Source organism: Novosphingobium sp., from assembly GCF_965229225.1.
In the GTDB taxonomy this organism is placed as follows: Bacteria; Pseudomonadota; Alphaproteobacteria; order Sphingomonadales; family Sphingomonadaceae; genus Novosphingobium.
Map to the genome: position 1 here is coordinate 4227586 of NZ_OZ245867.1, position 23874 is coordinate 4251459.

The following is a 23874-nucleotide window of genomic DNA, read 5'->3' on the forward strand; positions in this document are numbered from 1 at the left end:
AGATACCGAAATGGCCACTTTCATGGAACGCCACCGCAAGCTGGAACGCAATGTCACGCTGCTGGCCGTGCTGGCGTTTGCGGCGGTCACAGTGGGCGGGATCGTCGAGATCGCGCCGCTGTTCTGGATCGATAATACCATCGAGAAGGTGCAGGGGATGCGCCCCTACACCCCGCTCGAGCAGGCCGGGCGCGACATCTATGTGCGCGAGGGCTGCTATGTCTGCCACAGCCAGATGATCCGCCCCTTCCGCGACGAAGTGGAGCGCTACGGCCACTACAGCCTCGCGGCGGAATCGATGTACGACCATCCGTTCCAGTGGGGATCGAAGCGCACCGGGCCGGATCTGGCGCGCGTGGGCGGCAAGTATTCGGATGAATGGCACGTCCAGCACCTGGCCGACCCGCGCTCCGTGGTGCCGGAATCGATCATGCCGACTTACGGCTTCCTCAAGGAGCAGCCGCTGGATCAGGGCGACATGGTGCCTGCGCTGCAGACGCTGGAGCGGGTGGGCGTGCCCTACACCAAGGACGAGATCGCCGGTGCCAACGACGACCTCAAGGCGCAGGCCGATCCGGATGCCGATCACGCCGCCTTCCTCAAGCACTATCCGGGGGCGACTGTGCGTGACTTCGACGGCGATCCCAAGCGGCTGACCGAGATGGATGCGCTTGTCGCCTATCTCCAGGTGCTGGGCACTATGGTCGATGTGAACGCGCCGGCGGCGCAGGAGCATCTCGCCAAGGAGAAGGGCCGATGAACCTGCTCCAGCTTTCGACCCACTCAACCTACGACCTGCTGCGGCATCTTGCCGACAGCTGGGGCCTGATGATCATGGCGCTGGTGTTCCTCGCGCTGTGCCTCTGGCCGTTCCGCCCCGGCGGAAACGCGGCGAGCCGCGATGCGGCCCTCTCGATCTTCGAGGATGACAGCCATGACGCATGACAACACACACCATGGGAAAGTGATCGACCACGCCACCGGCACCGCCAAGGTCGGGCACGAGTGGGACGGGATCGAGGAACTCGATACGCCGCTGCCGCGCTGGTGGCTGTGGACCTTCTACGCGACGATTGTCTTCGCGCTGGTCTATGTCGTGCTTTATCCGGCGATTCCCATGCTCCATTCGGCGAGCACCGGCACGCTGGGCTGGACGAGCCGGGGCGTGCTGGCGGGCGATCTGGCCCACGAAAAGGCCGAGCATCAGGCCGTGCGCAATGCCATCGCGGCAACCCCGATCGAGGCGCTGGCCGCCAACCCCGCGCTGCAGCGCGCGGCGATCGAGGGCGGACACGCCGCGTTCAAGGTCAATTGCGTGCAGTGCCACGGTGCGGGCGCGGCGGGCGGGAAGGGCTATCCCAACCTTAACGACGACGACTGGTTGTGGGGCGGCGATCTTGCGACGATCCAGCAGACGCTGGTGAACGGCATCCGCTATCCGGGCAACGACGCGACGCGCAGCAGCCTGATGCCGAGCTTCGGGCGCGACGGGATTTTGACGGCAGCGCAGGTGCAGGATGTGGTCAGCCACGTCCGCGTGCTGAGCAAGCAGGACCCGGCGAGTGCAGCCTCGCGGCGCGGCGCGCAGCTCTTTGCCGATAACTGCGCGGTCTGCCACGGCGCGGGCGGCGAGGGGAACCGCAGCCTGGGCGCGCCCAAGCTCAGCGACAAGATCTGGCTCTATGGCGGGGATCGCGCCTCGCTGACCAATACCGTCACCAATGCCCATGCCGGGGTCATGCCGGCCTGGACCGGGCGGCTTGATCCGGTGACGATCAAGATGCTCGCCGTCTACGTTCACTCGCTGGGCGGCGGTGAGGCGGCACCAGCGCCTGCAGCACCAGCAGCGGGGGCGGCGCAGTAAGGATCATGAACGCTCAGGATCCCATCGTTTCCGCACCGCTCTATGCCAAGCGCACGGGCGTGTTCCCGAAGAAGATTGACGGGCCGTTCCGCCGCTTCAAATGGCTCGTCATGGCGGTGTGCCTTGCCGTCTACTGGGGCACGCCGTGGATCCGCTGGGACCGGGGGCCGCACGCCCCTGGGCAGGCCGTGCTGGTCGATCTGGCGCACCGCCGGTTCTATATGTTCGCCATCGAGATCTGGCCGCAGGAGTTCTACTTCGTGGCGGGCATGCTGATCATGGCGGGGATCGGGCTGTTCCTCGTCACCAGCGCGGTGGGGCGCGCGTGGTGCGGCTATGCCTGCCCGCAGACGGTGTGGACCGACCTCTACCAGCATGTCGACCGGCTGATCGATGGTGATCGCAACGCGCAGCTGCGCCTCAATGCCGCGCCCTGGACGCCCGCAAAGTTTGCCCGGCGGATGTTCAAGTGGGGCGTCTACCTCGGCATTGCCTTCGTGACCGGGGGCGCGTGGATCTTCTATTTTGCCGACGCGCCCACCCTGCAGCGCGAATTCTGGACCGGCACCGCAGCCCCGGTGGCCTATGCCTGCACCGGCATCCTTACCTTCACCACCTTCTGGCTGGGCGGCTTCATGCGCGAGCAGGTGTGCATCTACATGTGCCCCTGGCCGCGCATCCAGACCGCGATGCTCGACGAAAGCTCGCTCACCGTCACCTACAAGCACTGGCGGGGCGAGCCGCGCGGGTCGCTCAAGGAGGCCAAAGGCGCGGCCAGCCCGCTGGGTGACTGCATCGATTGCAAGCAATGCGTGGCGGTATGCCCGACGGGGATCGACATCCGCGAAGGGCCGCAGATCGGCTGCATCACTTGCGCGCTCTGCGTCGATGCCTGCGACAAGGCGATGGCCTCGGTGGGCCGCGCGCGAGGTCTGATTGACTATTGCACGCTTGTCGACGCCGAGCGCGAGATCAAGGGCGAGCCGGCGCGGCCCGTGGTGAAGGTGCTCCTGCGACCGCGGCTGATCGGCTATTTCGCGGTGTGGGGCGGGATCGGCCTTGCGCTGCTGTTCATGCTCGGCGCGCGCGAGCGGCTCACGCTTTCGGTCGCGCGCGAGCGCAATCCGGAATTCGTCCAGCTTTCGGGCGGCGCGGTGCGCAATGCCTTCACTCTGGCGCTGCGCAACATGGAAGACCGCCCGCGCACTTTGCGCATCGCCGCCGAAGGGCTGCCGGGCGCCGCGTTCTATACCGACGCGATGGCACCCGGTGCGGCCCGCGCGAGCGTCGATGTCGCAATCCCGGCAGACAGCACGGCCAAGGTGCGGCTCTACGCCGTGGTGCCCGCAGCATCGGCCCGCCCGCAGGATTTCGCGCTGACCGCGACCCCGCTTGATGGCGAAGGCCGCACGCCCCGCCGCGAGACGCATTTCGCTGCGCCCGGCAGCGAACGTGAAGAAGAGGAGCACGACTGATGGCACGGCTTGCAGCAAAGCGCGTCCGGCCCTTCACCGGTCGGCATATGACGCTGATCATGGTGGGCTTCTTTGGCGTGGTGATCGCGGTCAATGTGCTGCTCGCCAACCTTGCGGTCTCGACCTTCAGTGGGACGGTGGTGGAGAACTCCTACGTCGCGAGCCAGGAATTCAATGGCTGGCTGGGTGCGGCAAAGGCCGACAAGGCGCTGGGCTGGCACATGACGCTGGCACGCAAGGGCGCGGGCAATGTGCGCTTCACGCTTATGGATGCGAGCGGGCGGCCACTGGCGGGCGCAGCGGTGCGCGCGCAGGCGGACCATCCGCTGGGGGCCAAGGCCCCGGTCACGATGACCCCGCGCGAGGTTGCGCCGGGCGTCTATGAAGCGGCGCTGCCGGCGGGCCGCTGGCATGTGGGCATGGAAGTCCGCAGCAACGGCCACGTCTGGCATGCCGAGGATGACGCGCTGTGAACGCGGTATCGGCCCGCCTTGCTCCCGCAATCAGCCGGACCGTGCTGGCGGTGCCTGGCATGCACTGCGCGGGCTGCATGGGCAAAATCGAGCGCGCACTGGGCGCGGTGCCGGGTGTCGCCTCGGCGCGGGCCAACCTGACGGCGCGGACCATTGCGGTCGATCACACGGGCGCGGTGGAAATCCCCGAATTGGTGGCCGCGCTGGCCGGCGCGGGCTTTGCCGCGCAGCCGCGCGAGGACGCGCTCGAGCCGCCCTCCGCCTCGCGCGAATTGCTCGCGCCGCTGGCGGTAGCGGCGTTTGCCTGCATGAACGTGATGCTGCTTTCGGTTAGCGTCTGGTCGGGCGCGGATGGCAGTACGCGCGATCTGTTCCACTGGCTTTCCGCAGCAATCGGCGTGCCCGCGATCCTCTATGCCGGGCAGCCGTTCTTCCGCTCGGCGCTGGGCGCGTTGAGGCGTGGGCGCACCAATATGGATGTGCCGATCTCCATCGGCGTCACGCTGGCGACCGGCCTTTCCTGCTACGAGACGCTGACCGGCGGCGAGGAAGCCTGGTTCGACGGCACCTTGATGCTGCTGCTGTTCCTCCTCGCGGGCCGCGCGCTCGATGCGATGATGCGTGATCGCGCGCGCGCCGGGGTGGCGGCGCTGCTGCGGCAGGCGGCGAGCGGGGCCATGGTGGTCGGCGCGGACGGCGCGCTGCACTGGACCGCAGCGGCCGCGCTTGTGCCCGGCATGCTGATGCGCGTTGCGGCGGGCGAGCGGCTGGCAGCTGACGGCGCAATCGCCAGCGGCACGAGCAGGTTCGACCAGTCGCTGCTGACCGGAGAGACCGCGCCGGTGCCCGCTGGCCCGGGCCAGCCTGTGCTGGCCGGCATGCTCAACCTTGATGCGCCGGTCGATGTGATCGTCACGGCGGCAGGGCAGGGCACCGCGCTCGCAGAGATCGCGCAGGCGATGGAATCGGCTGGGCAGGCCAAGAGCACTTTTGTGCGCATCGCCGACCGCGCCTCGCGGCTCTATGCGCCTGCCGTGCATACGCTGGCGGCGCTGAGCTTTGCCGGTTGGCTGATCGCAGGGGCGAGCTTCCATCAGGCGCTGGTGGTGGGCATTGCGGTGCTGATCATCACCTGCCCCTGCGCGCTGGGCCTTGCCGTGCCGGTGGCGCAAGTCGTCGCGGCGGGCGCGTTGCTGAAGCAGGGCGTGATGGTGAAGGACGGCAGCGCCATCGAGCGACTGGCCCGGGTCGACCGCGTGCTGCTCGACAAGACGGGCACGCTGACCATGGGCCGCCCTGTGCCCGATACGGCGGTGCTCGCTGCGCTTTGCGAGGAGGAAGCTGCGGTCGCGCTCGCGCTCGCCAGCCACAGCCGCCATCCGCTGTCGCAGGCACTGGCGCTGGCCCTTGCGGCGCGCGGGGTGCGCGCGGCGGCTGTCGAGAACGTGCGCGAAACGGCGGGACGCGGGGTTTCGGGCATCTGGCGGGGTCTGGCGGTTTCGCTCGGGCGGCCTTCGCAGCCGGGCGGGACCTCTGCGGCGCTCGCCATCGGCGCGGGGCCAGTGCGCGTGATCGGCTTTGCCGACCGGCTGCGACCCGATGCCCGCGAAGCGCTCGCGGATCTTGCGGCACTCGGCATCCAGGCCTCGATCCTCTCTGGCGACAATGCTGCGGCAGTTGCGGTCACGGCGCGCGAAACCGGCCTCACGGGGCAGGCTGCTGCGCTTCCGGCCGACAAGCTCGACGCGATCCAGCGCCTGCAGCGCAGCGGCAAGTGCGTGCTGATGGTGGGCGACGGGATCAACGATGGTCCCGCGCTCGCTGCTGCCGATGCCTCGATCGCGCCGGGCAGCGCGAGCGATGTCGGTCGCCAAGCTGCCGATTTCGTGTTCACCGGCGATTCGCTGCTCGCCCTGCCGCGCGCCGTGCGGGCCAGCAGGCGGACGATGCGTGTGGTGCGCGAAAACTTCGCCGCCGCGATCCTCTACAACGCCTTTGCCGTGCCGCTGGCGATGGCCGGCCTCGTCACCCCGCTGATGGCGGCAATTGCCATGGCAACCTCGTCGCTGATCGTGGTGGGCAATTCGCTCCGCCTTGCCGGAGCTGCCAAATGACGTCGATCCTGATCCTCATCCCCATCGCGCTCGGCATGGGACTGCTTGGTTTGGCAGCCTTTTTCTGGGCGCTGCGGGGCGGGCAGTTCAGCGATCTCGATGGCGCGGCCGCGCGCATCCTGATCGATGAGGATCGGCCGCTATGAAGCGCCTGTTCGCCCTGTGCAGCGCGCTGGCCGCGCTCCAACTGGCGCTGCCGGCTCAGGCGGCACACCCCACGATGATCGCGCTGTGCGGCGGTGGGGCGCCGATCCCGCTGCCCATGAAAAATCACGAACCGGACAAGCAGTGTTGCAAGATTTGCCATAGCGCAATGCGCAAGCGTTCGGTCGGTGGCACCTGCTGCGGGGACAACGACGACGAAGAGGATTCCGGGCAATGAGCGGGCCAACCAAAGCTGAGCAGTTTGCCGACTGGACCTATTATCCTGAGCTGCTGGCGCGGCCGGTGCCGCGCTACACCAGCTATCCCACTGCGGCGGAGTTCGTCGAGGAAAGCTTCGATCTGCGCCAGCGCATCTCGCTGGCCAGCCTGACCGGGCCGGTCTCGATCTACCTCCACATTCCCTACTGCGAGGAGATCTGCTGGTACTGCGGCTGCAACACCGGCGCCGCCAACAAGCGCCACCGACTGACCGCGTACCTCGAAGCGCTGCACCGCGAGATCGCGCTGGTGGCCGATATGCTCGATCCATCGGTGCATATCGAGCACATCGCGTTCGGCGGCGGCAGTCCCAACGCCGTGCCGCCGACCGAGTTCGTGCGGCTGATCGATGCGCTGGTGCTGGCCTTCCGCTTCGTGCGGCCCGCGCTTTCGGTCGAGCTCGATCCGCGCACCCTCACGCGCGATTGGCTGACCGCGATCCGGGGCATCGGCGTCACCCGTGTCAGCCTTGGCGTGCAGACCCTCAACCCCACCGTGCAGGAGGCCATCGGGCGCGTCCAGCCGATCGAGATGATCGAGCGCGCGGTTTCCGGCCTGCGCGCGGCGGGGGTCGGCTCGATCAACTTCGACCTCATGTACGGCCTGCCGCACCAGAACGACGAGGTGCTCGCCGAAACGCTGGCGCAGAGCGTTGCAATGGGGCCCAATCGCATTGCGCTGTTCGGCTATGCCCATGTGCCGCACATGATCCCGCGCCAGCGCCGGATCGATGGATCGGATCTGCCGGACCAGCGCGGGCGCTTCCGCATGGCGGCGATGGGCGCACGCCAGTTGATCGATGCGGGCTACCATGCGGTGGGCTTCGATCACTTCGCGCTGCCGGGCGATCCGCTCGCCCGCGCGGCCTTGAACGGCACGCTGCGGCGCAATTTCCAGGGCTTTACCGAAGATCCGGCCTCGGTGCTTATCGGCCTCGGCGCATCAGCGATCAGCGAACTGCCCGGGCTGATGGTGCAGAACGAGAAGAACCCCGGGCGCTATCGCATGCTGATCGGCGCGGACCAGCTCGCGGGCCGCAAAGGGATCGAGACCGGCCCGGAAGACGCACGCCGCGCGGCAATCATCGAGGCATTGTTGTGCAGCGGCACGGCCAGGATCGACGGCGATTTGCTGGCTGCGGCGCGGCCGCGGCTGGAGCCATTTGCGAAGGAGGGGCTGGTCACGCTGGAGCGCGGCTGGTTGCGGCTTGAAGCAGACGCAGCGCCCTATGCACGCGTCATCGCCTCGGTGTTCGATGCCTATCGCACCGAGGAACGTAGCTTCAGCTCGGCAATCTGAGCGGGGGTTTCCACTCCTACCCCCGCTCACCCTGAGCCTGCCGAAGGGTGCTGGCGCGACCGCAGCGCATGATGCTTCGACAAGCTCGGCACGAGCGGGTTGGGGGCGGGGGCAGAGTGAGCAGACCTGCTCAAACCGAAGAATAGCTATGCGCATGCCCGATTGCAGGCTGCATGGCGCGCCCCCGCGCGTTAGGTCAGGGCACGCCCCAAACCAGCCCAGCGAGTTACCATGAAGCCCATCGAAACCATCATGCGCACCGCCCCGGTCATTCCGGTGCTGGTGATCGAGGACGTGGCCCACGCTGTGCCCGTGGCGCGCGCGCTGGTGGCGGGGGGCTTGCGCGTGCTGGAAGTGACGCTGCGCACCCCGGTGGCGCTCGATGTGATCCGCGCGATGCGCAGCGTGGAAGGCGCCATCGTCGGCGCGGGCACGGTGACCGATCCGGCCACGCTCAAGGCCTCGATCGATGCAGGCGCTGAGTTCATTGTTTCGCCCGGCCTCACCGAGCGGCTGGGGGCGGCAGCGGTTTCCTCAGGGATCCCCTATCTGCCGGGCGTCGCCAACGCGGGCGACATCATGCGCGGGCTCGATCTCGGCCTCAGGCATTTCAAGTTCTTTCCGGCGGCGACTTCGGGCGGACTTCCGGCGCTGAAGGCGCTTGCCGGGCCGTTCCATCAGTGCCAATTTTGCCCGACGGGAGGGATCACCCTGGAATCTGCACCGGAATGGCTGGGCTTTGGCCCGGTGCTCTGCGTCGGCGGATCCTGGGTGGTGGGCAAAGTCCAGGATGGGGGCGCGCCCGATGTTCTGGCTATCGAGGCGGCAGCGCGCGCGGCAGCGGCGCTGGCCTGATCCTGCGGGGCTGCGGCCCCGATGCAGCCTGCCGGCGAGTTCGCCCGCAGGTCCAATCACTTGGCTGGAGGTGCGGCGCGCATGGATACGGTCGATACGCTGAGGAACCGCCTGCAGGAACTCCACGCAAGGACGGCGGAAACCCCGCTGTTCAACCCGGTGTTCCAGCTGAGCCATGATCTTTCGCGCCAGCTCGAAAGCGGCGCGCTCGATCTTTCGGCAATGGAAAGCCTGGTCGCCGCGCTGGAATGCGAAGGCCTGCAGGCCCGCGCTGCGCGGCTGCGCACGCTTGTCGCGCCAACCGATCCGGCGGACAACCTCGCGCGGCTGGCGGCGCTGCTCAACGAGGAGGACGGGTTTTCCGAGTTCCGCCGCCGTTGGGAGCGGCCGCTGCTCCACGCCGTGTTCACCGCGCATCCCACGTTCCTGTTGAGCCCCGCCGAATCCGATGCCGTGGCCGAAGCCGCGCTGGCCGATGATCCGATGGCGGCGACGGTCTGCCAGGTGCCCGGCATCGCTCCCAAGGTCACGCTTGATTACGAGCACGCCGAAGCGCTCGCCGCGATCGAGCGCGCTGGCGCTGCACGCGACCGGATCAATGCCGCGCTGCTCTCCCATGCCCGCACCCGCTGGCCGGGGCGCTGGCTCGATTTCAAGCCGCTGCCGTTCCGTTTCGCCAGCTGGGTCGGCTACGACATGGATGGGCGGACCGACATTTCGTGGTCCACCTCGGTCGCCTACCGGCTGCAGGAGAAGGCGCGGCGGCTCAAAGGCTATGCCGCGCAGCTGGAGGCCATTGCGCCGGATCATGCGCTGATCGCCCAGCTGCGCGGCGCAGCGGCCCATGCGGCCGAGATGGCCGCGCAGTTCACCGGGCTCGGCGCAGAGCCGGAGGCGCTGGCGGCAGCGGCCAATGCGCTGACAGCGGAACACCCGGACAAGTTGCTGTCGCTTGGGCCCGTGATCGCGGCGCTGGAGGCCGAGGCCAGAACGGCCGAGGGCGATGCCGCGATTGCGCTTGCCGTGCTGGCGGGCGCGATGCGGGCGGACGGGCTCGGCATGGGCTGGATCCACTTCCGGGTGAACGCTTCGCAGCTCTTGAACGCGCTCAGGCGGCGGATCGATCCCGAAGGCACGCTCGATCTTGCCAGCAAGAGCGCGCTTTCCAAGCTGCGCGAACTCCTGGCCGAAGTGAAACCGCTGCGCGCCAATTTCGCCGCGCTCGCCATCGAAACTTCGACCGCGATGCGCCAGTTCCTGGTGATGGCGCAGGTCCTACACCACATCGATGCCGATGCGCCGATCCGCATGCTGATCGCCGAATGCGAGCAGCCGCAGACGGTGCTGGCCGCGCTCTATTTCGCGCGGCTCCTGGGGATCGAAGGCAAGGTCGATGTCTCCCCACTGTTCGAGACCGAGGCTGCGCTCGAGCATGGCGGGCGGTTTCTCGAAGCCTTGCTGGCGGAGGAATCCTACCGTGATTACGTCCGCCTGCGCGGTCGGCTTTCGATCCAGACGGGCTTTTCGGATGCCGGGCGCTTCATGGGGCAGATCCCGGCGGCGCTGGCGATCGAGCGGCTGCAGGGCCGGCTCGCAGCGGCGATGAAGGCGGCGGGGCTGACGGATGTGGCGGCGCTCGTGTTCAACACCCACGGTGAAAGCATGGGCCGCGGCGCGCACCCTTCAGGCTTTGCCGACCGGCTGACCTGGCCGCTGAGCCGCTGGGCGCGCGGGCGCTTCGCCAAGGCCGAGATCGCGCTGGAGCCCGAAGCGAGCTTCCAAGGCGGCGACGGCTACCTGTTCTTCCGCAGCGACGAACTCGCGCTCGCCACGCTGACGCGGATCATCGAGGCTGAAGAGGTGCTGCGCGGGGATGGGGAAGCCGATCCGTTCTATGATCGCACCGACCTCAGCCTCGATTTCTACCGCGCGATCCGCCGTGTGCAGCGCGAGCAACTGGAAAGCGTGACCTATGCGCGGGCCGTCACCGCGTTCGGGCTCGGCATGCTCAAGAGCACCGGCAGCCGGGTTTCGCGGCGGCAATCGGATATTGCCCGCGACCGCACGATGAGCCTGCGCCAGATCCGCGCGATCCCGCACAACGCGATCCTGCAGCAGATCGGCTATCCGGTGAACGTGATCGCGGGCGCGGGCATCGCGGCGGGGGAGGAGACCGAGGCGGTCGCCGAACTGCTCGGCCGGTCGGGCCGGGGGCGGCAGCTGGTGCGCCTGCTGCGCGCGGCCAATGGCCTCGCCTCGATCAAGACGGTGGCGTGTTTTGGCGAGCTGTTCAATTCCGCCTACTGGGCAAGCCGGCCCTATCGCGGCACCGAAACCGCGCTGGAGGATGCCTGCCTCGCGCTGGCGGAATACCTGACGAAGGACGACCGCGCCGGGGTGTTCCGCCGCCTCGCCTCGCGGCTGCGAGTGGACTGGATGAAGCTCCACCGGCTGCTTGCGATGATCCCCCGTGAGGAGACCCGCAATGCCGCGACCGAGAAGGAGCGCCGCACCATCGCGCTGCTGCAGGCGCTGCGGCTCTCGCTGCTGATGCACATGTTCCTGCGCGCGGTGCAGGTGCCGCCGTTCTCACGCTCCAACGATGTGAGCCGCGAGGACGTGCTGGAGATGGTCCTCTCGCTGCGGGTGGACGAAGCGCTGGCGCAGCTGCGTCGTGCCTACCCGGTGGTGGAGCCCGAGATCGAGGACTTCCCGGTGAGCGAACCGACCGATTACCCGGACAACCGCGGCGAAGGCTACGGCGCGATCCGCACGCGGTTTATCGATCCCATCGAGCGGGCGCACGCGCTGAACCTCAGGATTTCAGCGGCGATTGCGAACCACTTCGGCGCGCATGGGTGAGAGACGTCAGACTCGCAACGGTTTGGCCCTGAACAGCGATTCCAGGTCACGCGACGCATGCAGCACGCGCGCGATTCCGATGGGTTGTGTGGTTGGATCATAGACGATCATGTAGCCGAGGACTGGCCAGAACCGGACATGTGCGTCCGTAAGGTCGTCGCGCCAGTGCCCAGCGTTTGGCGTCGACGCCAGCAGATTGAATGCCTTCTTGAATTGCCCAAGCACATGGCGCGCTACCTGTGCGCCTGCTTGCTCGACATAGTATTGACGGATCAGCTGGACATCCCGCTCCGCTTCGTAAGTGAGAGCGTAACGGGCCGCCATTAGTTGGAAATTGCCTCAATCGCGGCCAGTTCGGCATCGAGCCTGTCCATGAAGGCTTCTCCTTCGATAATGCGTCCGGCGCGGAGCGAAGCCACGCCTACCGCTATCTTTTCGCGCATCGCCGCCTTGTGCAGTTCTTGCAATTGATCGCGCTCTTCCATCAAGCGCAGTGCTTCTCGCACGACTTCGCTAGCCGAATTATAGCGTCCGGCTTTGACCTTGTTTTGGACTAGGGTTTCAAGCTCCGGCGTCAGGCTTACATTCATGGGGCGCTCCTCAGCGATCAAGACTGACTAATAACAGTTTTTGTCAAACCTTGCTATTCATTCGCTAGGCCTCCTCACCCCACATACGTCCGCCCCTGCTTCACCGGCTTGGCGGGCAGGCCGAAGATCGCGCCGGCTGAGAGCCTTGTGCCGCGCACCACCAGCACGAGCGTGTCGCCCGGCTCGATGTTCACGTCCTCGCCGGGGTGCTGGATCGATTGGCCGCCTGCGCGGTCGATCTGGACGATGAAGAACGCACCCGCGCCGCGGCGTTCGGCTTCGCCGACGGTCGCGCCGGTCAGCGCGCCTTTGGGGACGGCGGTGACGACTTCTACGTCGAGGCCGAGATCGTGGAGGAAGCGGCGCGCCTCGCCCATGTGTTCGGCGGCCTGGATGCGGCTGTCGGTGGCGGGGTAGAGGATCAGCTCGGTGATCCGCTCGGCGCCGATGTGCGTGGGCAGCACGACCTTGTCTGCGCCCGCGTGGAACAGCTTGCGTTCGGTGGTCGGTGCCTCGCCGCGCGCGATAATCTGGACATCGGGGTTGAGGCTGCGCGCCGATAGCGTGATGAACACGTTGGCGGCATCGTCAGGCAGCACCGAGGCGAGGACCCGGGCGTGCAGGATTCCGGCGGCGCGCAGGGTTTCCTCCTGCGTCGCTTCTCCGACCATTACCAGCCAACCGGCAGCGCGGGCTTCCTCCGCCAGATCGGGGTTGCGTTCGATGATGACGAAGGGATGGCGCGCCTCGGTCAGCGCCTTGGCGAGCTGTAGCCCGATGCGGCCCATGCCGCAGATCACGGCGTGGTTCTTCAGGCGGTCGATTTCGGTTTGCATCTTGCCTACCCCCAGGAGCTGGCGGAACTGGAACAGGGTGAACACCTGCACGAGCGCGGAGGTGAGCACGATCATGCCAGTGCAGCCGAGCACGATCGTGGCCGTGGTCCACAGCCGCAGGAAATGGGTGTCGATCGGGCGGACTTCACCGTAGCCGACCGAGAAGATGGTGAGCAGCACCATGTAGGCCGCATCGTCTGCCGGCCAACCCGCAGCGATATAGCCGATGGTGGAGACCGCGAAGACGATGGCGACATAGAGCAGCGTGCCCGTCAGCAATCGCAGCGGCGAGCCGAGCACGCGGCCTGCGCCTTTGGAGAGTGTGGCGAACTCCTCCATCCGCGCCTCAGCCACCGCCGAGGCGCATCAGCGCGGCCATGCCCCAGACCGTGCCGACGATGAGGAGCACGCCGGCGAGATCGAGCAGGAACCCGGCGCGCAGCACGCGTGGCATGGCGATGTGGCCGGTGCCCCAGGCGAGCGCGTTCGGCCCGGTGCCGGCGGGAAGCATGAAGCCCCAGCTGGCGGCGAGCGCGGCGGGGAGGGCAAGCAGGATCGGATCGGCCCCGAGCGCACCGCAGAGCGCGGCGACGACGGGCATGATCCCGCTGGCGGCGGCGATGTTGCTGGCAAATTCGGTCACTATCACCACGAAGCCGACCAGCACCAGCGCGACAATCGGCAGCGGCACGGTGCGCAAGGGGAGCATTGCGGTGCCGAGCCAGTCGCTGAGGCCCGAGGCATCCATGCCCATGGCGAGGCTCAGCCCGCCGCCGAACATGAGGATCACGTCCCAGGGCATGCGGTTGGCTTCCTTCCACGTCAGCATCGCGCGGCCGGTGCCGTCGGGCAGGACGAAGAGCGTGAGCCCGGCGATGGCGGCGATGGTGCCGTCGGTCAGCCCGCCCTTGGGGAACAGGCTTTCGGTGAGGGGGAGCGTGACCCAGGCGAGCACGGTGAGGAGGAAGAGGGGGACGAGGCGGCGCTCCGGTGCGGTCCAGTGGACCGAATGCTCGATGGCATTGCGGGCGGCGGCAGGATCGAAGCTGCCCGGGCCGATCTTGTGGACCCGCGCGATGATGAAGGCGGCGAGCGGCACGCCGATGAGCACGATAGGCAGGCCGAAGGCGGACCATTCGATGAAGGTGATCTTCACGCCCAGCGTGCGATCCAGCAGGCCCGCGGCGATGGCGTTGGTGGGCGTGCCGACGATGGTGCCGTAGCCGCCCAAGGTGGCGGCGAAGGCGACGCCCATCGGCAGCGCGCCAGCCATGCCGTCCGTCTCGCCCTCCTTGATGCCGCCCGAGGCTAGGATGGCGAGCGCCATCGGCATCATGATGAGCGCGGTCGAGGTGTTCGAGATGAACATCGAGATCGAGGCGGTTGCCATCATCACCGCGAGCAGCAGGCGCACCGGGCTCGTCCCGGCGCGGGTGAGCATGGTGAGCGCAAGGCGGCGGTGGAGGCCGGTGCGCTCGATGGCGAGCGCGAGGAAGGCGCCGCCGACGAAGAGGAACATGATCGGCGAATAATAGGCCGCCGCGGTCTTGTTCGCATCCGTCACTCCGGTGAGGGGGAGGACGATGAAAGGCAGCATGGCGGTGGCCGACAGCGGCATCGCCTCAGTCATCCACCAGACCGCCATCCACCAGACGAGCCCGGCGGTGTGCCATGCGGTGGGTGGCATCCCGGCAGGCGCGGCGATGAGCAGCGTGGCAAGAAGGCCTAGCGGACCTGCAACGAGGGCGAGGCGCTGCGCGTTCATGTGGCGGAACGGGCGCAAGTTGACACAGTTGACACTGTCCTGAGGAATAATTGCATTCGATCAGTACAGGGTTTTTGATCGACCCCCTCGATCAAAAGCCAGACTCTGCCCACGACCCGCATTCCATCGCCCTTTGCCCCGCCAGCGCAGCACGCCAGCCCCTCAAAGCCATAGGCGATGAAGGGTGCGGTAGGAAAACGGTTTTGGTGTCGGGATGGCGGCGGACCGACCGAAGTCCCGCGTTTCCGAGGGCGCGGGCACGAGCGTTCCATGGTCAGCTCGCCCGTCACCCCGCGCCTGACACGGAGTTGGGCTGCTTTGGCGCGGCGCTGAAGAAGAAAAGCCACGACCCGGATCAAGTCCGGGCCAACGGATTCCTTTGATGTTCTTATGCTGGAGCGGGCGATGTCTTGCGCCGGACACCCCCGCTCGCGGACCCTCTCCCCACGGGGGAGAGGGTTCGAAGCGTTTACTTGGGCGCGAGGACCATCAGCATCTGGCGGCCTTCCATGCGGGGGAAGGCTTCGACCTTGGCGATTTCGGCGACGTCGTCCTGCACCTTGCGCAGGAGGTTCATGCCGAGCTGCTGGTGCGAGAGTTCGCGGCCGCGGAAGCGGAGCGTGATCTTGACCTTGTCACCCTCTTCGATGAACTTCACGACATTGCGCATCTTGGTGTCGTAATCGTGGTCATCGATGTTCGGACGCATCTTGATCTCCTTGATCTCCTGCGTCTTCTGGCTCTTGCGGGCGAGGTTGGCCTTCTTCTGCGCTTCGTAGCGGAACTTGCCGACATCGAGGAACTTGCAGACCGGCGGATCGGCGTTGGGCGAGACTTCGACCAGATCGAGGCCGACTTCGGCAGCCTGATCAATCGCTTCGCGGGTGTACATGACGCCCAGATTTTCGCCGTTCTCATCAATCACGCGCACTTTGGGCACGGAAATGAGCTGGTTGTAGCGGGGGCCGGTCTTTACAGGGGGCGCCATCATGCGCCGGGGTGGGGGGGCTATAGTGCTTGCTCCTGATGTTTCAAAAATGGGGGAGGGCTTTGCGCCTGCCCCCGCGCGCTCATATCACAATGCGGCGGCAGATAAAGCGGGAAGGTTGGTTTGGGGTTAAGGTTTGCGGGCGCTGGTCTGATCGGCTTTCGCCTGGAGGATTTTGGTTCGCGCAGAGATCGCAGAGATCGCAGAGGGCTTTTGTTCGCACGGCGGCGCAGCGATACCAGGATGCGGCTTTGCGCCGGAGGTGATCCCTATCTCGACAAGCTTCGGCTGGAATTGAAGCGGCTTCGCCGCAAGGCTGGCCTCTTCGTGTTTTTGGATCTTTGCGCGAAATCGCCCACCTTCTTCTCTGCGTGCTCTGCGGTCTCTGCGCGAACCCTTCTTCTTGCAGCCCGTACCACTAGCCGAACAGGTGGCTTAAACTTGCCGCCACAAAGGGAAGCGGGCGAGTTTGCCGGCGGCGGGGACCAGAGCATCGATTGCGCGGGCGGGCTGGAGCGCGCCGAGAATGGCGGGATCGGCGGCGTTCATGCCGCCTGTCAGCGCGCCGAACGCGGGGAGGATAAGGCGGCGCTCGCTCGCGACGGCGCAGGGGCGCGAGACGCGGCGGCCGCGCGCGGTGACGGCGAACTTGGGGTGATAATGGCCGGAAAGCTCGAGGCCCGTCTCCCCCGGGCGGGCTTCGTGGCGCAGCGCAATGCCGCGCACGGTGAGTTCAGGGAGGCCGTTTGCTTCCACGCTCGTGTCCTGGCAATCGTGGTTGCCGGTGATCCATACCCAGTCCACCGCGCGCATCAGCGCATCGAGCATGCCGGCGGCGTGGGGTTCGAGCCGGGCGGGGCCGTGGCTGTCATGGAAATTGTCGCCGAGGCAGAACACGCGGCGCGCGCCGGTGGCGCGCAGGGCATCCGCGACTCGGCCAAGCGTCTCGCGGCTGTCGTAGGGCGGGAGCATCTGGCCGCGCTCGGCAAACCAGCTCGCCTTTTCGAGGTGGAGATCGGCGACGATCAGCGCGCGTTCCTCGGCCCAATAGAGCGCGCGCGAAGGGGCGAGCGCGAAGTCCTGCCCGGCAAATGGAAATGAGGCGAACGAAACGGGAACCATGGACAGGCCTTGCCGGATTGCGTTTGGCTTGGCAAGACTTGGCCTATGAGCATTGCACAAGAGGCCGGACAGGTCGTCGCCAAAGAGGATTGGAGCGCGGAGACTGGCCGCGCGCGGACCTGGTTCGAGAGCCTGCGGGATCGGATCTGCGCCGAGTTCGAGGCGATCGAGCGCGAGGCGGGGAGCGATGCCAGCTTTACCTACACGCCGTGGAAACGCGAGCATCACGGTGAGCCGGTTCCTGACGGCGGCGGCGGCGTGCAGGGCCTGATGAAGGGCAAAGTGTTCGAGAAGGTCGGCGTCAATGTTTCCACCGTGGGCGGCACGTTCAGCGCGGACTTTGCCAAGACGATGAACGGCGCGGACCCGGACAACCCGGCGTTCACCGCGACGGGGATCAGCCTGGTGGCGCATATGGCGAACCCGCATGTGCCCGCGGTCCACATGAACACGCGCTTCCTGACGACGCGCAAGGCGTGGTTCGGCGGCGGCGGCGATCTCAATCCGCCGATCCCCTACGATGAGGATACGGCGGATTTCCACGCGAGCTACAAAGCGGCGTGCGATGCGCATGATCCGGCCTATTACGACAAGTTCAAGGCCTGGGCGGACGATTACTTCTACATCCCCCACCGCAAGGTGCATCGGGGTGTGGGCGGGATCTTCTACGATCACCTCGAATGCGCGGACGATGCCGGGTTCGAGGCGAACTTCGCCTTTACCCGCGATGTGGGCGATGCCTTCCTCAACGTCTATCCGGCGCTAGTGCGGCGGCGGATGAACATGGATTGGACGCAGGACGACAAGCTGAAGCAGCTGACCTGGCGCGGGCGCTATGCCGAGTTCAACCTCGTCTATGACCGGGGTACGCTGTTTGGCCTCAAGACCGGCGGGAATATCGACGCGATCCTGATGAGCCTGCCGCCTGAGGCGGTGTGGGAATAGGATTTCGCGCAGAGAACGCAGAGATCGCAAAGTGAAGCAATGAAGGGAGGGAAGGCGGCTGCGCCGCAGGCTCTCTCCCGTCCTTTGCGATCTCTGCGTTCTCTGCGCGAAACTTATTCTGGCGCTGCGCCCACCTTGGCGGGGGCCCAAGTGCTCCAGACCAGCCAGAGCAGCGCCGCCGCCGGGATGGGCATCAGGTTGATCCCCAGCGGCAGCGCTGCGGCGCGGGTGGCTAGCGGCGAGAGCCAGATCAGCACCAGCAGGAACTTCTCCCACGGACGCCAGCCCTCGCGCTGGCCCATGCCGATGAGGAAGGCGATCGGCATGATCAGGAAGGGCAGATCGTAGCTGAAGAGATAGGGTGAGGCGAGCGCGGTGGCGGCGAGCAGCATGGCACCTGCGGCCTCGTCTGACGGGGCGCGGCGCCAGTAGAGGCAGGCCAGCGCGCCGGTGATGACCGTGATGACCGCCTGTCCATAGAGGGCGGCGGTCGTGCCGAAGAGGACGCGCAAGGCCGCATAGGGCGTGGACATGCGAAGGAAGAATTCGCCGGAGGTCTGCGCCATGAGGGTCTGGCTGACGGCAAAACTCTGCGGGTAGGCGCGCCAGGTGTCGATGCCGAAAACGAGTAGCGAGGCAAGGCACAGCGCGGCGGCCGAGGCAGCGGCGGCGGCAACGGCGGTCCACTTGCGCCCGGCGGCGAGCCAGAAGGGCACGAGGAGCGCGAGGTGCGGCTTGATCACCAGCAGGCCGAACAGTGCGCCGGACAGCGCCTGCGAGCGGCGCAGGGTCAGCACGGCGGCAATCAGCAGGGCGCCGGTGACGAAGCCGTTCTGCGCGTGGCTGGCGGCGAGGTAGGCGGCTGGGAAGGCGAGCACGACGAGGGTGCCCGCGCCGCCAGCGTTTGGCAGCGCGCGGCGGGCGACGAGGAACCACACGGCCCAGCCGGAAAGCGCCCAGACCAGCCACGCCGCCGCATAGGGCAGCAGCCCCAGCGGCGCGGCGAGGAACAGGTAGGGCGGCGGATTGACGTAGGCGACCATCTGGCCGGTCCCGGCGGCCATCTGCGCGGCATGTTCGGCCACGAGATCGTAGACGCGCGCTGCCGGCCCTGTCTGCAGGAGGCGGCCTGCCCCCCAGAAGGCGAGGAAATCGCTGCCCACGGAGCCGGTCGCCTCACGGAAGACCTTCACCATCATCGGCACGTAGGCGACGAGGATCATCGCGGCATAGACCCGCACGCGGCCGGCATCGAGCCAGGAGAGGGTGCGCAGGTTTGCCTTGAGCCGTGCTTCGAATGTTGCGCCTTCGCTCGACACGAACTTAGGTGGGCTGGGTGTGTCGGGCGTGTCGCTCATTGCACCCTTACGTGCCGCTGCGGTCTCGCATTGGCAACAGACGCGTGAAAGATTTGCCCGGTGGAGGCATTTTCCCTTGTCGGGAGCGCCGGGCCGGGGCCATCTATGGGTGAGATGCTGCGTCAATACGAACTTGTCGAACGTGTGCTCGCCTATGATCCGGATGCGGACGAGGCGATGCTGAACCGCGCCTATGTCTATACGGTGCAGAAACATGGCTCGCAGAAGCGCGCCTCGGGCGATCCGTACTTCTCGCATCCCGTTGAAGTTGCGGGCCTGATGACCGAGCTGAAGCTCGATCAGGAGACGATCATTACCGCGCTGCTCCACGATACGGTGGAGGATACGCTGGCCACCGTGGACGAGGTGGAGCGGCTGTTCGGCCCCGAAGTGGCGCGGCTGGTGGATGGGGTGACCAAGCTCTCGAAGATCGAGACGATGAGCGATACGGAGCGCGCGGCGGAGAACTTGCGCAAGTTCCTGCTCGCGATGTCCGAGGACTTGCGCGTGCTGCTGGTGAAGCTGGCGGACCGGCTGCACAACATGCGCACGCTGCACTACATCAAGAGCGAGGATAAGCGCCGGCGGATCGCGCGCGAGACGATGGAAATCTACGCGCCGCTGGCCGAGCGCGTGGGCATGTACGAATACATGCGCGAGATGCAGCTGCTGGCGTTCGAACAGCTGGAACCCGAAGCCTATGCCACGATCACCGGGCGGCTGACCGCGATCCGCACCGACGAGGGCGCGCAGGTCGATTCCATCGCGCTGGCGATCAAGCAGACGCTGGCGGAAGCGGGGCTGAAGGTGGAGGTTTCAGGGCGCGAGAAGCACCCGTTCTCGATCTGGCGCAAGATGGCCGAGCGCCATGTGAGCTTCGAGCAGATCACCGATATCATGGCGTTTCGCGTGCTGACCGATAGCGCGGAGGACTGCTACACCGCGCTGGGGTTGCTGCACCGCACCTGGCAGATGATCCCGGGGCGCTTCAAGGACTACATCTCGACGCCGAAGATGAACGGCTACAAGGGCCTGCACACCTCGCTGATCTACAACAACGCGATGCGCGTGGAAGTGCAGATCAAGACGCAGGAGATGCACCGGATCAACGAGTTCGGTCTTGCCGCGCACTGGGCCTACAAACAGGGCGCGCTGCCGGACGGGCAGGTGGGCTGGGTGCGCGATCTGGTCGAGATCCTGGAAGCGAGCCACGATCCGGACGAGCTGCTCGAAAACACGAAGATGGCGATCTATCAGGACCGCATCTTTGCCTTCACCCCCAAGGGCGCGCTGCACCAGCTGCCCAAGGGCGCGACGCCGATCGACTTTGCCTTTGCCGTGCACACCAATCTGGGCGCGCAGGCGGTGGGCGCGAAGATCAACGGGCGGCACGTGCCGCTGCGCACGCCGCTGGGCAACGGCGATGTGGTGGAGATCATCAAGAGCCGCAGCAGCGAGCCGCAACTTTCGTGGCTGGCCTTCGTCGTTACCGGCAAGGCGCGCGCCGCGATCCGCCGCGCAGTGCGTCAGAAGGAGCGCGCCGAGATCGCCGAGATCGGGCGCAAGCTCTATGACGAAATCGCCGAGCGGCTGCCGAGCAAGATCGGCAAGAAGGCACTGGCGGATGCGATCAAGCGGCTGAAATACGCCAATGAGGAAGAGCTGATGGTCGCCATCGGCAGCGCCAAGATCGATGACCGGCAGGTGATGGAAGCGCTGGTGCCGGGCAGCGCGAAGAACTTGCCCGCCAGCGAAGGCTGGCCGAGCCAGCAGCGCGCCATCGCGGTGCGCGGGCTGACCCCGGGCATGGCGTTCAAGCTGGCCGATTGCTGCCACCCGGTGCCCGGAGACCGCATCGTGGGCCTGCGGCGCGTGGGGCAGGGCGTGACCGTGCACGCCATCGATTGCATGAGCCTAGCCAATGGCATCGATGCCGACTGGATCGACCTTTCATGGGACGCGCGGACCGACGGCGCGGTGGGCCGCATCCGCGCGGAGCTTTATAACCGGCCGGGCACGCTCGCCGAAATGGCTGGCGTATTTGCCAAGAACCACGCCAATGTGGTTAATCTGGAGATGACCCAGCGCGAGAATCCGTTCCACACGTATGAAGTGGATCTGGAAGTGCGCGATCTGGCGCACCTGACGCGGATCGTCAGCGCGCTTCGCGCGAGCGACGCGGTGGCGCAGGCGGACCGGATCTAGGGAGAAGCTGATGCGGCGTGGAGGATGGCTGAACCGGCTGGCCGTTGTGGCTTGCGGCTTGCTGGCGCTATCGGGCACGGCGGTCCAAGCCGGCGAAGGGCTGCCCGATGCGCAGACACAGGCCTGGTGGGCGCTGACGCGCGAGCTTTCGTCTGATGCGATGGAGGGGCGCGATACGGGCTCGCCGGGGTATGACCGGGCGGCGGCGATTGTCGCGAAGCGCTTTGCGGCGGCGGGGCTGAAGCCGGTCGGCACCGATGGCGGCTGGTTCCAGCCGATCACGTTCGAGGACTTGCGGCTGAATGAGGCGGCATCGCGGCTCACCATCGGCGGGCAGCGGCTGCGCTTCAACCGCGAGGTGCAACTGGCACCCTCTGCGGCGACACCCAAGGCGCTGGCGGCACCCGCGACATTCCGGGGCTATTGCTCGGCGGAGGAGATCGGCGATGTGAGGGGGCAGCTGGTGGTCTGCCATGGCCGCCCGGCGCCGGCGCGGCTGAAGGGGTTCGACCGGGCGAAGGCGCTGCGCGCGGCGGGCGCGGCGGGCATGCTGCTGATCGCGGCGCCGGGGCTGCCGGGTGAGCCGATCCGCTGGCCCTTTGCCTATTCGCGCAGCGTCATGCCGCTGGAGGATGCGGTGAAGGTGAAGGCTGGGCCGCCGTGGCTTCAGGGCGTGCTCAATCCCAATGCACTGGCGCGGCTCACCACGCGGGCAGGCGATATCCTGAAGGCAGGCGCGGCGGGGGCGGAATTGCCGCGCGTGGAGCTGGGCGAGGCGAAAGCTGCGCTGGCGGTGCGGCGGCGGGTGACGCGTTCGGCCAATGTGCTGGGTCTGTTGCCGGGCACCGACCCGGCGCTTGCCGGAGAGGCCATCGTGATCGCGGCGCATCTCGACGGTTACGGGCGCGGCGAGCCGGTGAACGGCGATGGGCTTTACAACGGCACGCTGGATGATGCTGCCTATGTCGCGCTGCTGGAGCAATTTGCCGCGATGCGCACCGGCAAGGGGCTGAAGCGGCCGGTCCTGTTTGCGGTGTTTACCGGAGAGGAAAAGGGGCTGTGGGGCTCGCGCTGGTTCGTGCGGCATCCGACCGTGCCGCTGGCCTCGCTGGCGGCGGTGATCAACCTCGATCAGGTGCGGCCGCTCTATCCGCTGAAGCTGATGACGGTACATGGCCTCAAGGAAAGCACGCTGGGCGCACTGGTGCGGCAGGTGGCGGAGGCGCGCGGGATTGCGGTGCAGGAGGACCCCGAGCCTGAGCGCGATCTGCTGCGCCGGTCAGACAACTGGCCGCTGATGGAAGCGGGGGTGCCGGGGACGAGCTTCGTCTTTGCGACGTATAACGAGAGCTCTCGCGCGCGGTATCGGGATTGGTACGAGCGGCGCTATCACCACCCGGCGGATGACCTTTCCACGCCGGTGGACTGGCAGGCAGCGGCCGATTTCAACCGCTTCTTCACCGGGCTGACCGAGGCGGCGGCGGATGCACCGGCGCGGTTTGTGTGGACTGCGGGAAGCAAACCCGGGGAGCGCTGAGCGCTCCCCGGGCGGGCTGGATCAGTAGAAGATGTCGTAGATCACGTCGACCACTTCGCCCGAGTAGATATCCACGAGCAACGCGTCGTCGTAGTAGCGGACCCAGCGATAGGGACCATCGACCGGCGGCAGGCGATAGGCCCAGGGATCGGCGATCCAGTAGCGCTGGTCGTAGAACGGGGCGCCGATGACCACGCCGATGCTGAAGCGGTTATAGGAATAGCCCTGCCACGGCGCCGAATAGTAGCCGAGGTTGAAAACGGAGCGGTGGCTGTTGCGCCAGCCGGACCAGTTGTAGCGGTTGTCGCGCCGCCAGCCGTTGCGGTCCCACCCGCGCCCGCCGTTGTTGTAGGCCCAGGCATTGCCGCGCCAGCCGTTGTTGCCGCGCCAGCCGTCGCGATCCCGGTCCCGGTCACGGTTCCAATCGCGCGAGGCGTTGGAACCCCAGCCGCCACGATTCCACTGGCCGTTGTTGTTGCCACCGTTGTTGTTGCGGCGCCAATCGTCATTGCGGTTGCCGTCGCGGTCGCGGTTCCAGTTGCCGCGCCCATTGTTCTGCCACTGCCCGGCCGTGTTGCCCCGTCCGGCGTTGTCCCGTCCGTCGTTACCCCGTTCGGCGTTGTCGCGTCCGGCGTTGTTGCCCTGCCAGCCGTTGTTGCCGCGATTGGGATCGACATAGGTCGGGTTGCGCGTGCCCCAGGCCGGGGCCCCGGTGCGGGGCTGCTGGGCCTGACCGCCCTGCGACCATGCCGGACGACCGAAGACGGGCTGGCCGGTGGGGTTCACGCCGTTGCCGCGATCACCGCGTTCCCGGTCTCCGTTGTTGCCCTGCCATGCCTGACGACCCTGCCAGCCACCCTGGTTGGCGGGCGGCGCGGGGCGGGCGGGCTGCTGGGCATTGCTCGGCGGTGATGCCGGACGGCTCTGCCAGCCGGAAGGCGCGGCTGCCGGAGCAGGGGCGCGGTTCTGCCATGCGGGGGCCTGGGCAGGAGCAGAGCGCTCCATGCGTCCGGCACCGCGTTCACCGCGATCGGGGCGTTCCTGCGCGCTGGCGGAGGCGGGCAACAGTGCCGCCGTGCCCAGCAGGAGGGCAAGAAGTGCGGATGCGCTGCTTTTCAAAACGGACTTCGTTGCCATGGTCCCGGCTCCGGTTACATGGGGCT

The 23874-nt window shown here is 67.1% G+C and carries 22 protein-coding genes; 14 read left to right on the forward strand and 8 right to left on the reverse strand.

From position 1 onward, the window contains the following. The first annotated feature begins 10 nt into the window (after positions 1 to 10). The 11 genes from ccoO to ACO06X_RS19880 all read left to right on the forward strand — a co-directional run bounded on the left by ccoO (position 11) and on the right by ACO06X_RS19880 (position 11365). Positions 11 to 760, forward strand: a complete 750-nt coding sequence (gene ccoO, locus ACO06X_RS19830) for a cytochrome-c oxidase, cbb3-type subunit II (protein ID WP_421837844.1) — start codon at positions 11 to 13, stop codon at positions 758 to 760. Next, entirely contained in the window at positions 757 to 945 is a 189-nt protein-coding gene (locus ACO06X_RS19835) for a cbb3-type cytochrome c oxidase subunit 3 (RefSeq protein WP_298172832.1), read from the forward strand. Before ccoO ends, ACO06X_RS19835 begins: the two co-directional genes overlap by 4 nt. Continuing rightward, entirely contained in the window at positions 935 to 1864 is a 930-nt protein-coding gene (gene ccoP, locus ACO06X_RS19840; RefSeq protein WP_421837845.1) for a cytochrome-c oxidase, cbb3-type subunit III, read from the forward strand. The genes ACO06X_RS19835 and ccoP overlap by 11 nt, the downstream gene beginning before the upstream one ends. Before the next feature lie 5 nt (positions 1865 to 1869). Then, on the forward strand, positions 1870 to 3339 hold the full coding sequence (gene ccoG / locus ACO06X_RS19845; RefSeq protein WP_421837846.1) for a cytochrome c oxidase accessory protein CcoG: 1470 nt from the start codon (positions 1870 to 1872) through the stop codon (positions 3337 to 3339). After that, positions 3339 to 3812, forward strand: a complete 474-nt coding sequence (locus ACO06X_RS19850) for a FixH family protein (RefSeq protein ID WP_421837847.1) — start codon at positions 3339 to 3341, stop codon at positions 3810 to 3812. The genes ccoG and ACO06X_RS19850 overlap by 1 nt, the downstream gene beginning before the upstream one ends. After that, positions 3809 to 5926, forward strand: a complete 2118-nt coding sequence (locus tag ACO06X_RS19855; RefSeq protein ID WP_421837848.1) for a heavy metal translocating P-type ATPase — start codon at positions 3809 to 3811, stop codon at positions 5924 to 5926. The genes ACO06X_RS19850 and ACO06X_RS19855 overlap by 4 nt, the downstream gene beginning before the upstream one ends. Continuing rightward, the gene (gene ccoS, locus ACO06X_RS19860) at positions 5923 to 6072 is read left to right on the forward strand and encodes a cbb3-type cytochrome oxidase assembly protein CcoS (RefSeq protein ID WP_421837849.1); all 150 of its coding nucleotides are present in this window, start codon (positions 5923 to 5925) and stop codon (positions 6070 to 6072) included. Before ACO06X_RS19855 ends, ccoS begins: the two co-directional genes overlap by 4 nt. Beyond that, on the forward strand, positions 6069 to 6308 hold the full coding sequence (locus ACO06X_RS19865; RefSeq protein ID WP_298172814.1) for a hypothetical protein: 240 nt from the start codon (positions 6069 to 6071) through the stop codon (positions 6306 to 6308). The genes ccoS and ACO06X_RS19865 overlap by 4 nt, the downstream gene beginning before the upstream one ends. Beyond that, on the forward strand, positions 6305 to 7648 hold the full coding sequence (gene hemN / locus ACO06X_RS19870; RefSeq protein WP_421837850.1) for an oxygen-independent coproporphyrinogen III oxidase: 1344 nt from the start codon (positions 6305 to 6307) through the stop codon (positions 7646 to 7648). Before ACO06X_RS19865 ends, hemN begins: the two co-directional genes overlap by 4 nt. A gap of 231 nt (positions 7649 to 7879) precedes the next feature. Continuing rightward, positions 7880 to 8503 (forward strand): bifunctional 4-hydroxy-2-oxoglutarate aldolase/2-dehydro-3-deoxy-phosphogluconate aldolase, encoded by a 624-nt coding sequence (eda, locus tag ACO06X_RS19875; protein ID WP_421837851.1) that lies wholly within the window; start codon positions 7880 to 7882, stop codon positions 8501 to 8503. Positions 8504 to 8584: 81 nt separating this feature from the next. Further along, entirely contained in the window at positions 8585 to 11365 is a 2781-nt protein-coding gene (locus tag ACO06X_RS19880) for a phosphoenolpyruvate carboxylase (protein ID WP_421837852.1), read from the forward strand. Between the two features lie 6 nt (positions 11366 to 11371). Here the strand turns inward: ACO06X_RS19880 and ACO06X_RS19885 are convergent, their stop codons facing one another. From ACO06X_RS19885 to pdeM, 6 genes are all read right to left on the reverse strand, one after another. Beyond that, positions 11372 to 11689, reverse strand: a complete 318-nt coding sequence (locus ACO06X_RS19885) for a type II toxin-antitoxin system RelE/ParE family toxin (RefSeq protein WP_421837853.1) — start codon at positions 11687 to 11689, stop codon at positions 11372 to 11374. Continuing rightward, on the reverse strand, positions 11689 to 11955 hold the full coding sequence (locus tag ACO06X_RS19890) for a type II toxin-antitoxin system ParD family antitoxin (RefSeq protein ID WP_421837854.1): 267 nt from the start codon (positions 11953 to 11955) through the stop codon (positions 11689 to 11691). Before ACO06X_RS19890 ends, ACO06X_RS19885 begins: the two co-directional genes overlap by 1 nt. 74 nt (positions 11956 to 12029) lie before the next feature. Continuing rightward, a complete protein-coding gene (locus tag ACO06X_RS19895; RefSeq protein WP_421839956.1) occupies positions 12030 to 13130 on the reverse strand; it encodes a potassium channel family protein in 1101 nt (366 codons plus the stop codon). A 7-nt stretch (positions 13131 to 13137) separates the two neighbouring features. Continuing rightward, complete coding sequence (locus tag ACO06X_RS19900) at positions 13138 to 14556, reverse strand: SLC13 family permease (RefSeq protein ID WP_421837855.1); 1419 nt, start codon at positions 14554 to 14556, stop codon at positions 13138 to 13140. 469 nt (positions 14557 to 15025) lie between these two features. Continuing rightward, on the reverse strand, positions 15026 to 15547 hold the full coding sequence (gene infC / locus ACO06X_RS19905) for a translation initiation factor IF-3 (RefSeq protein ID WP_421837856.1): 522 nt from the start codon (positions 15545 to 15547) through the stop codon (positions 15026 to 15028). Positions 15548 to 15979: 432 nt separating this feature from the next. After that, entirely contained in the window at positions 15980 to 16666 is a 687-nt protein-coding gene (pdeM, locus tag ACO06X_RS19910) for a ligase-associated DNA damage response endonuclease PdeM (RefSeq protein ID WP_421837857.1), read from the reverse strand. Positions 16667 to 16711: 45 nt separating this feature from the next. Here pdeM and hemF point away from each other — a divergent pair, with 45 nt between their 5' ends. Continuing rightward, positions 16712 to 17611, forward strand: coding sequence for an oxygen-dependent coproporphyrinogen oxidase (gene hemF, locus ACO06X_RS19915; protein WP_421837858.1), 900 nt, complete (start codon positions 16712 to 16714; stop codon positions 17609 to 17611). A gap of 113 nt (positions 17612 to 17724) precedes the next feature. On the opposite strand, the gene ACO06X_RS19920 is transcribed toward hemF, so the two are convergent. Continuing rightward, a complete protein-coding gene (locus ACO06X_RS19920) occupies positions 17725 to 18969 on the reverse strand; it encodes a glycosyltransferase family 87 protein (RefSeq protein WP_421837859.1) in 1245 nt (414 codons plus the stop codon). A 114-nt stretch (positions 18970 to 19083) separates the two neighbouring features. Between ACO06X_RS19920 and ACO06X_RS19925 the strand changes: the two genes are divergently transcribed. Both ACO06X_RS19925 and ACO06X_RS19930 read left to right on the forward strand, forming a co-directional pair. Further along, the gene (locus ACO06X_RS19925; protein ID WP_421839957.1) at positions 19084 to 21174 is read left to right on the forward strand and encodes a RelA/SpoT family protein; all 2091 of its coding nucleotides are present in this window, start codon (positions 19084 to 19086) and stop codon (positions 21172 to 21174) included. Between the two features lie 10 nt (positions 21175 to 21184). Continuing rightward, entirely contained in the window at positions 21185 to 22711 is a 1527-nt protein-coding gene (locus ACO06X_RS19930) for a M28 family peptidase (protein WP_421837860.1), read from the forward strand. Positions 22712 to 22732: 21 nt separating this feature from the next. On the opposite strand, the gene ACO06X_RS19935 is transcribed toward ACO06X_RS19930, so the two are convergent. Beyond that, positions 22733 to 23848 carry an RcnB family protein gene (locus tag ACO06X_RS19935; protein ID WP_421837861.1) on the reverse strand — a complete coding sequence of 372 codons (1116 nt, stop codon included), beginning with the start codon at positions 23846 to 23848 and terminating at the stop codon, positions 22733 to 22735. Positions 23849 to 23874: the final 26 nt, after the last annotated feature.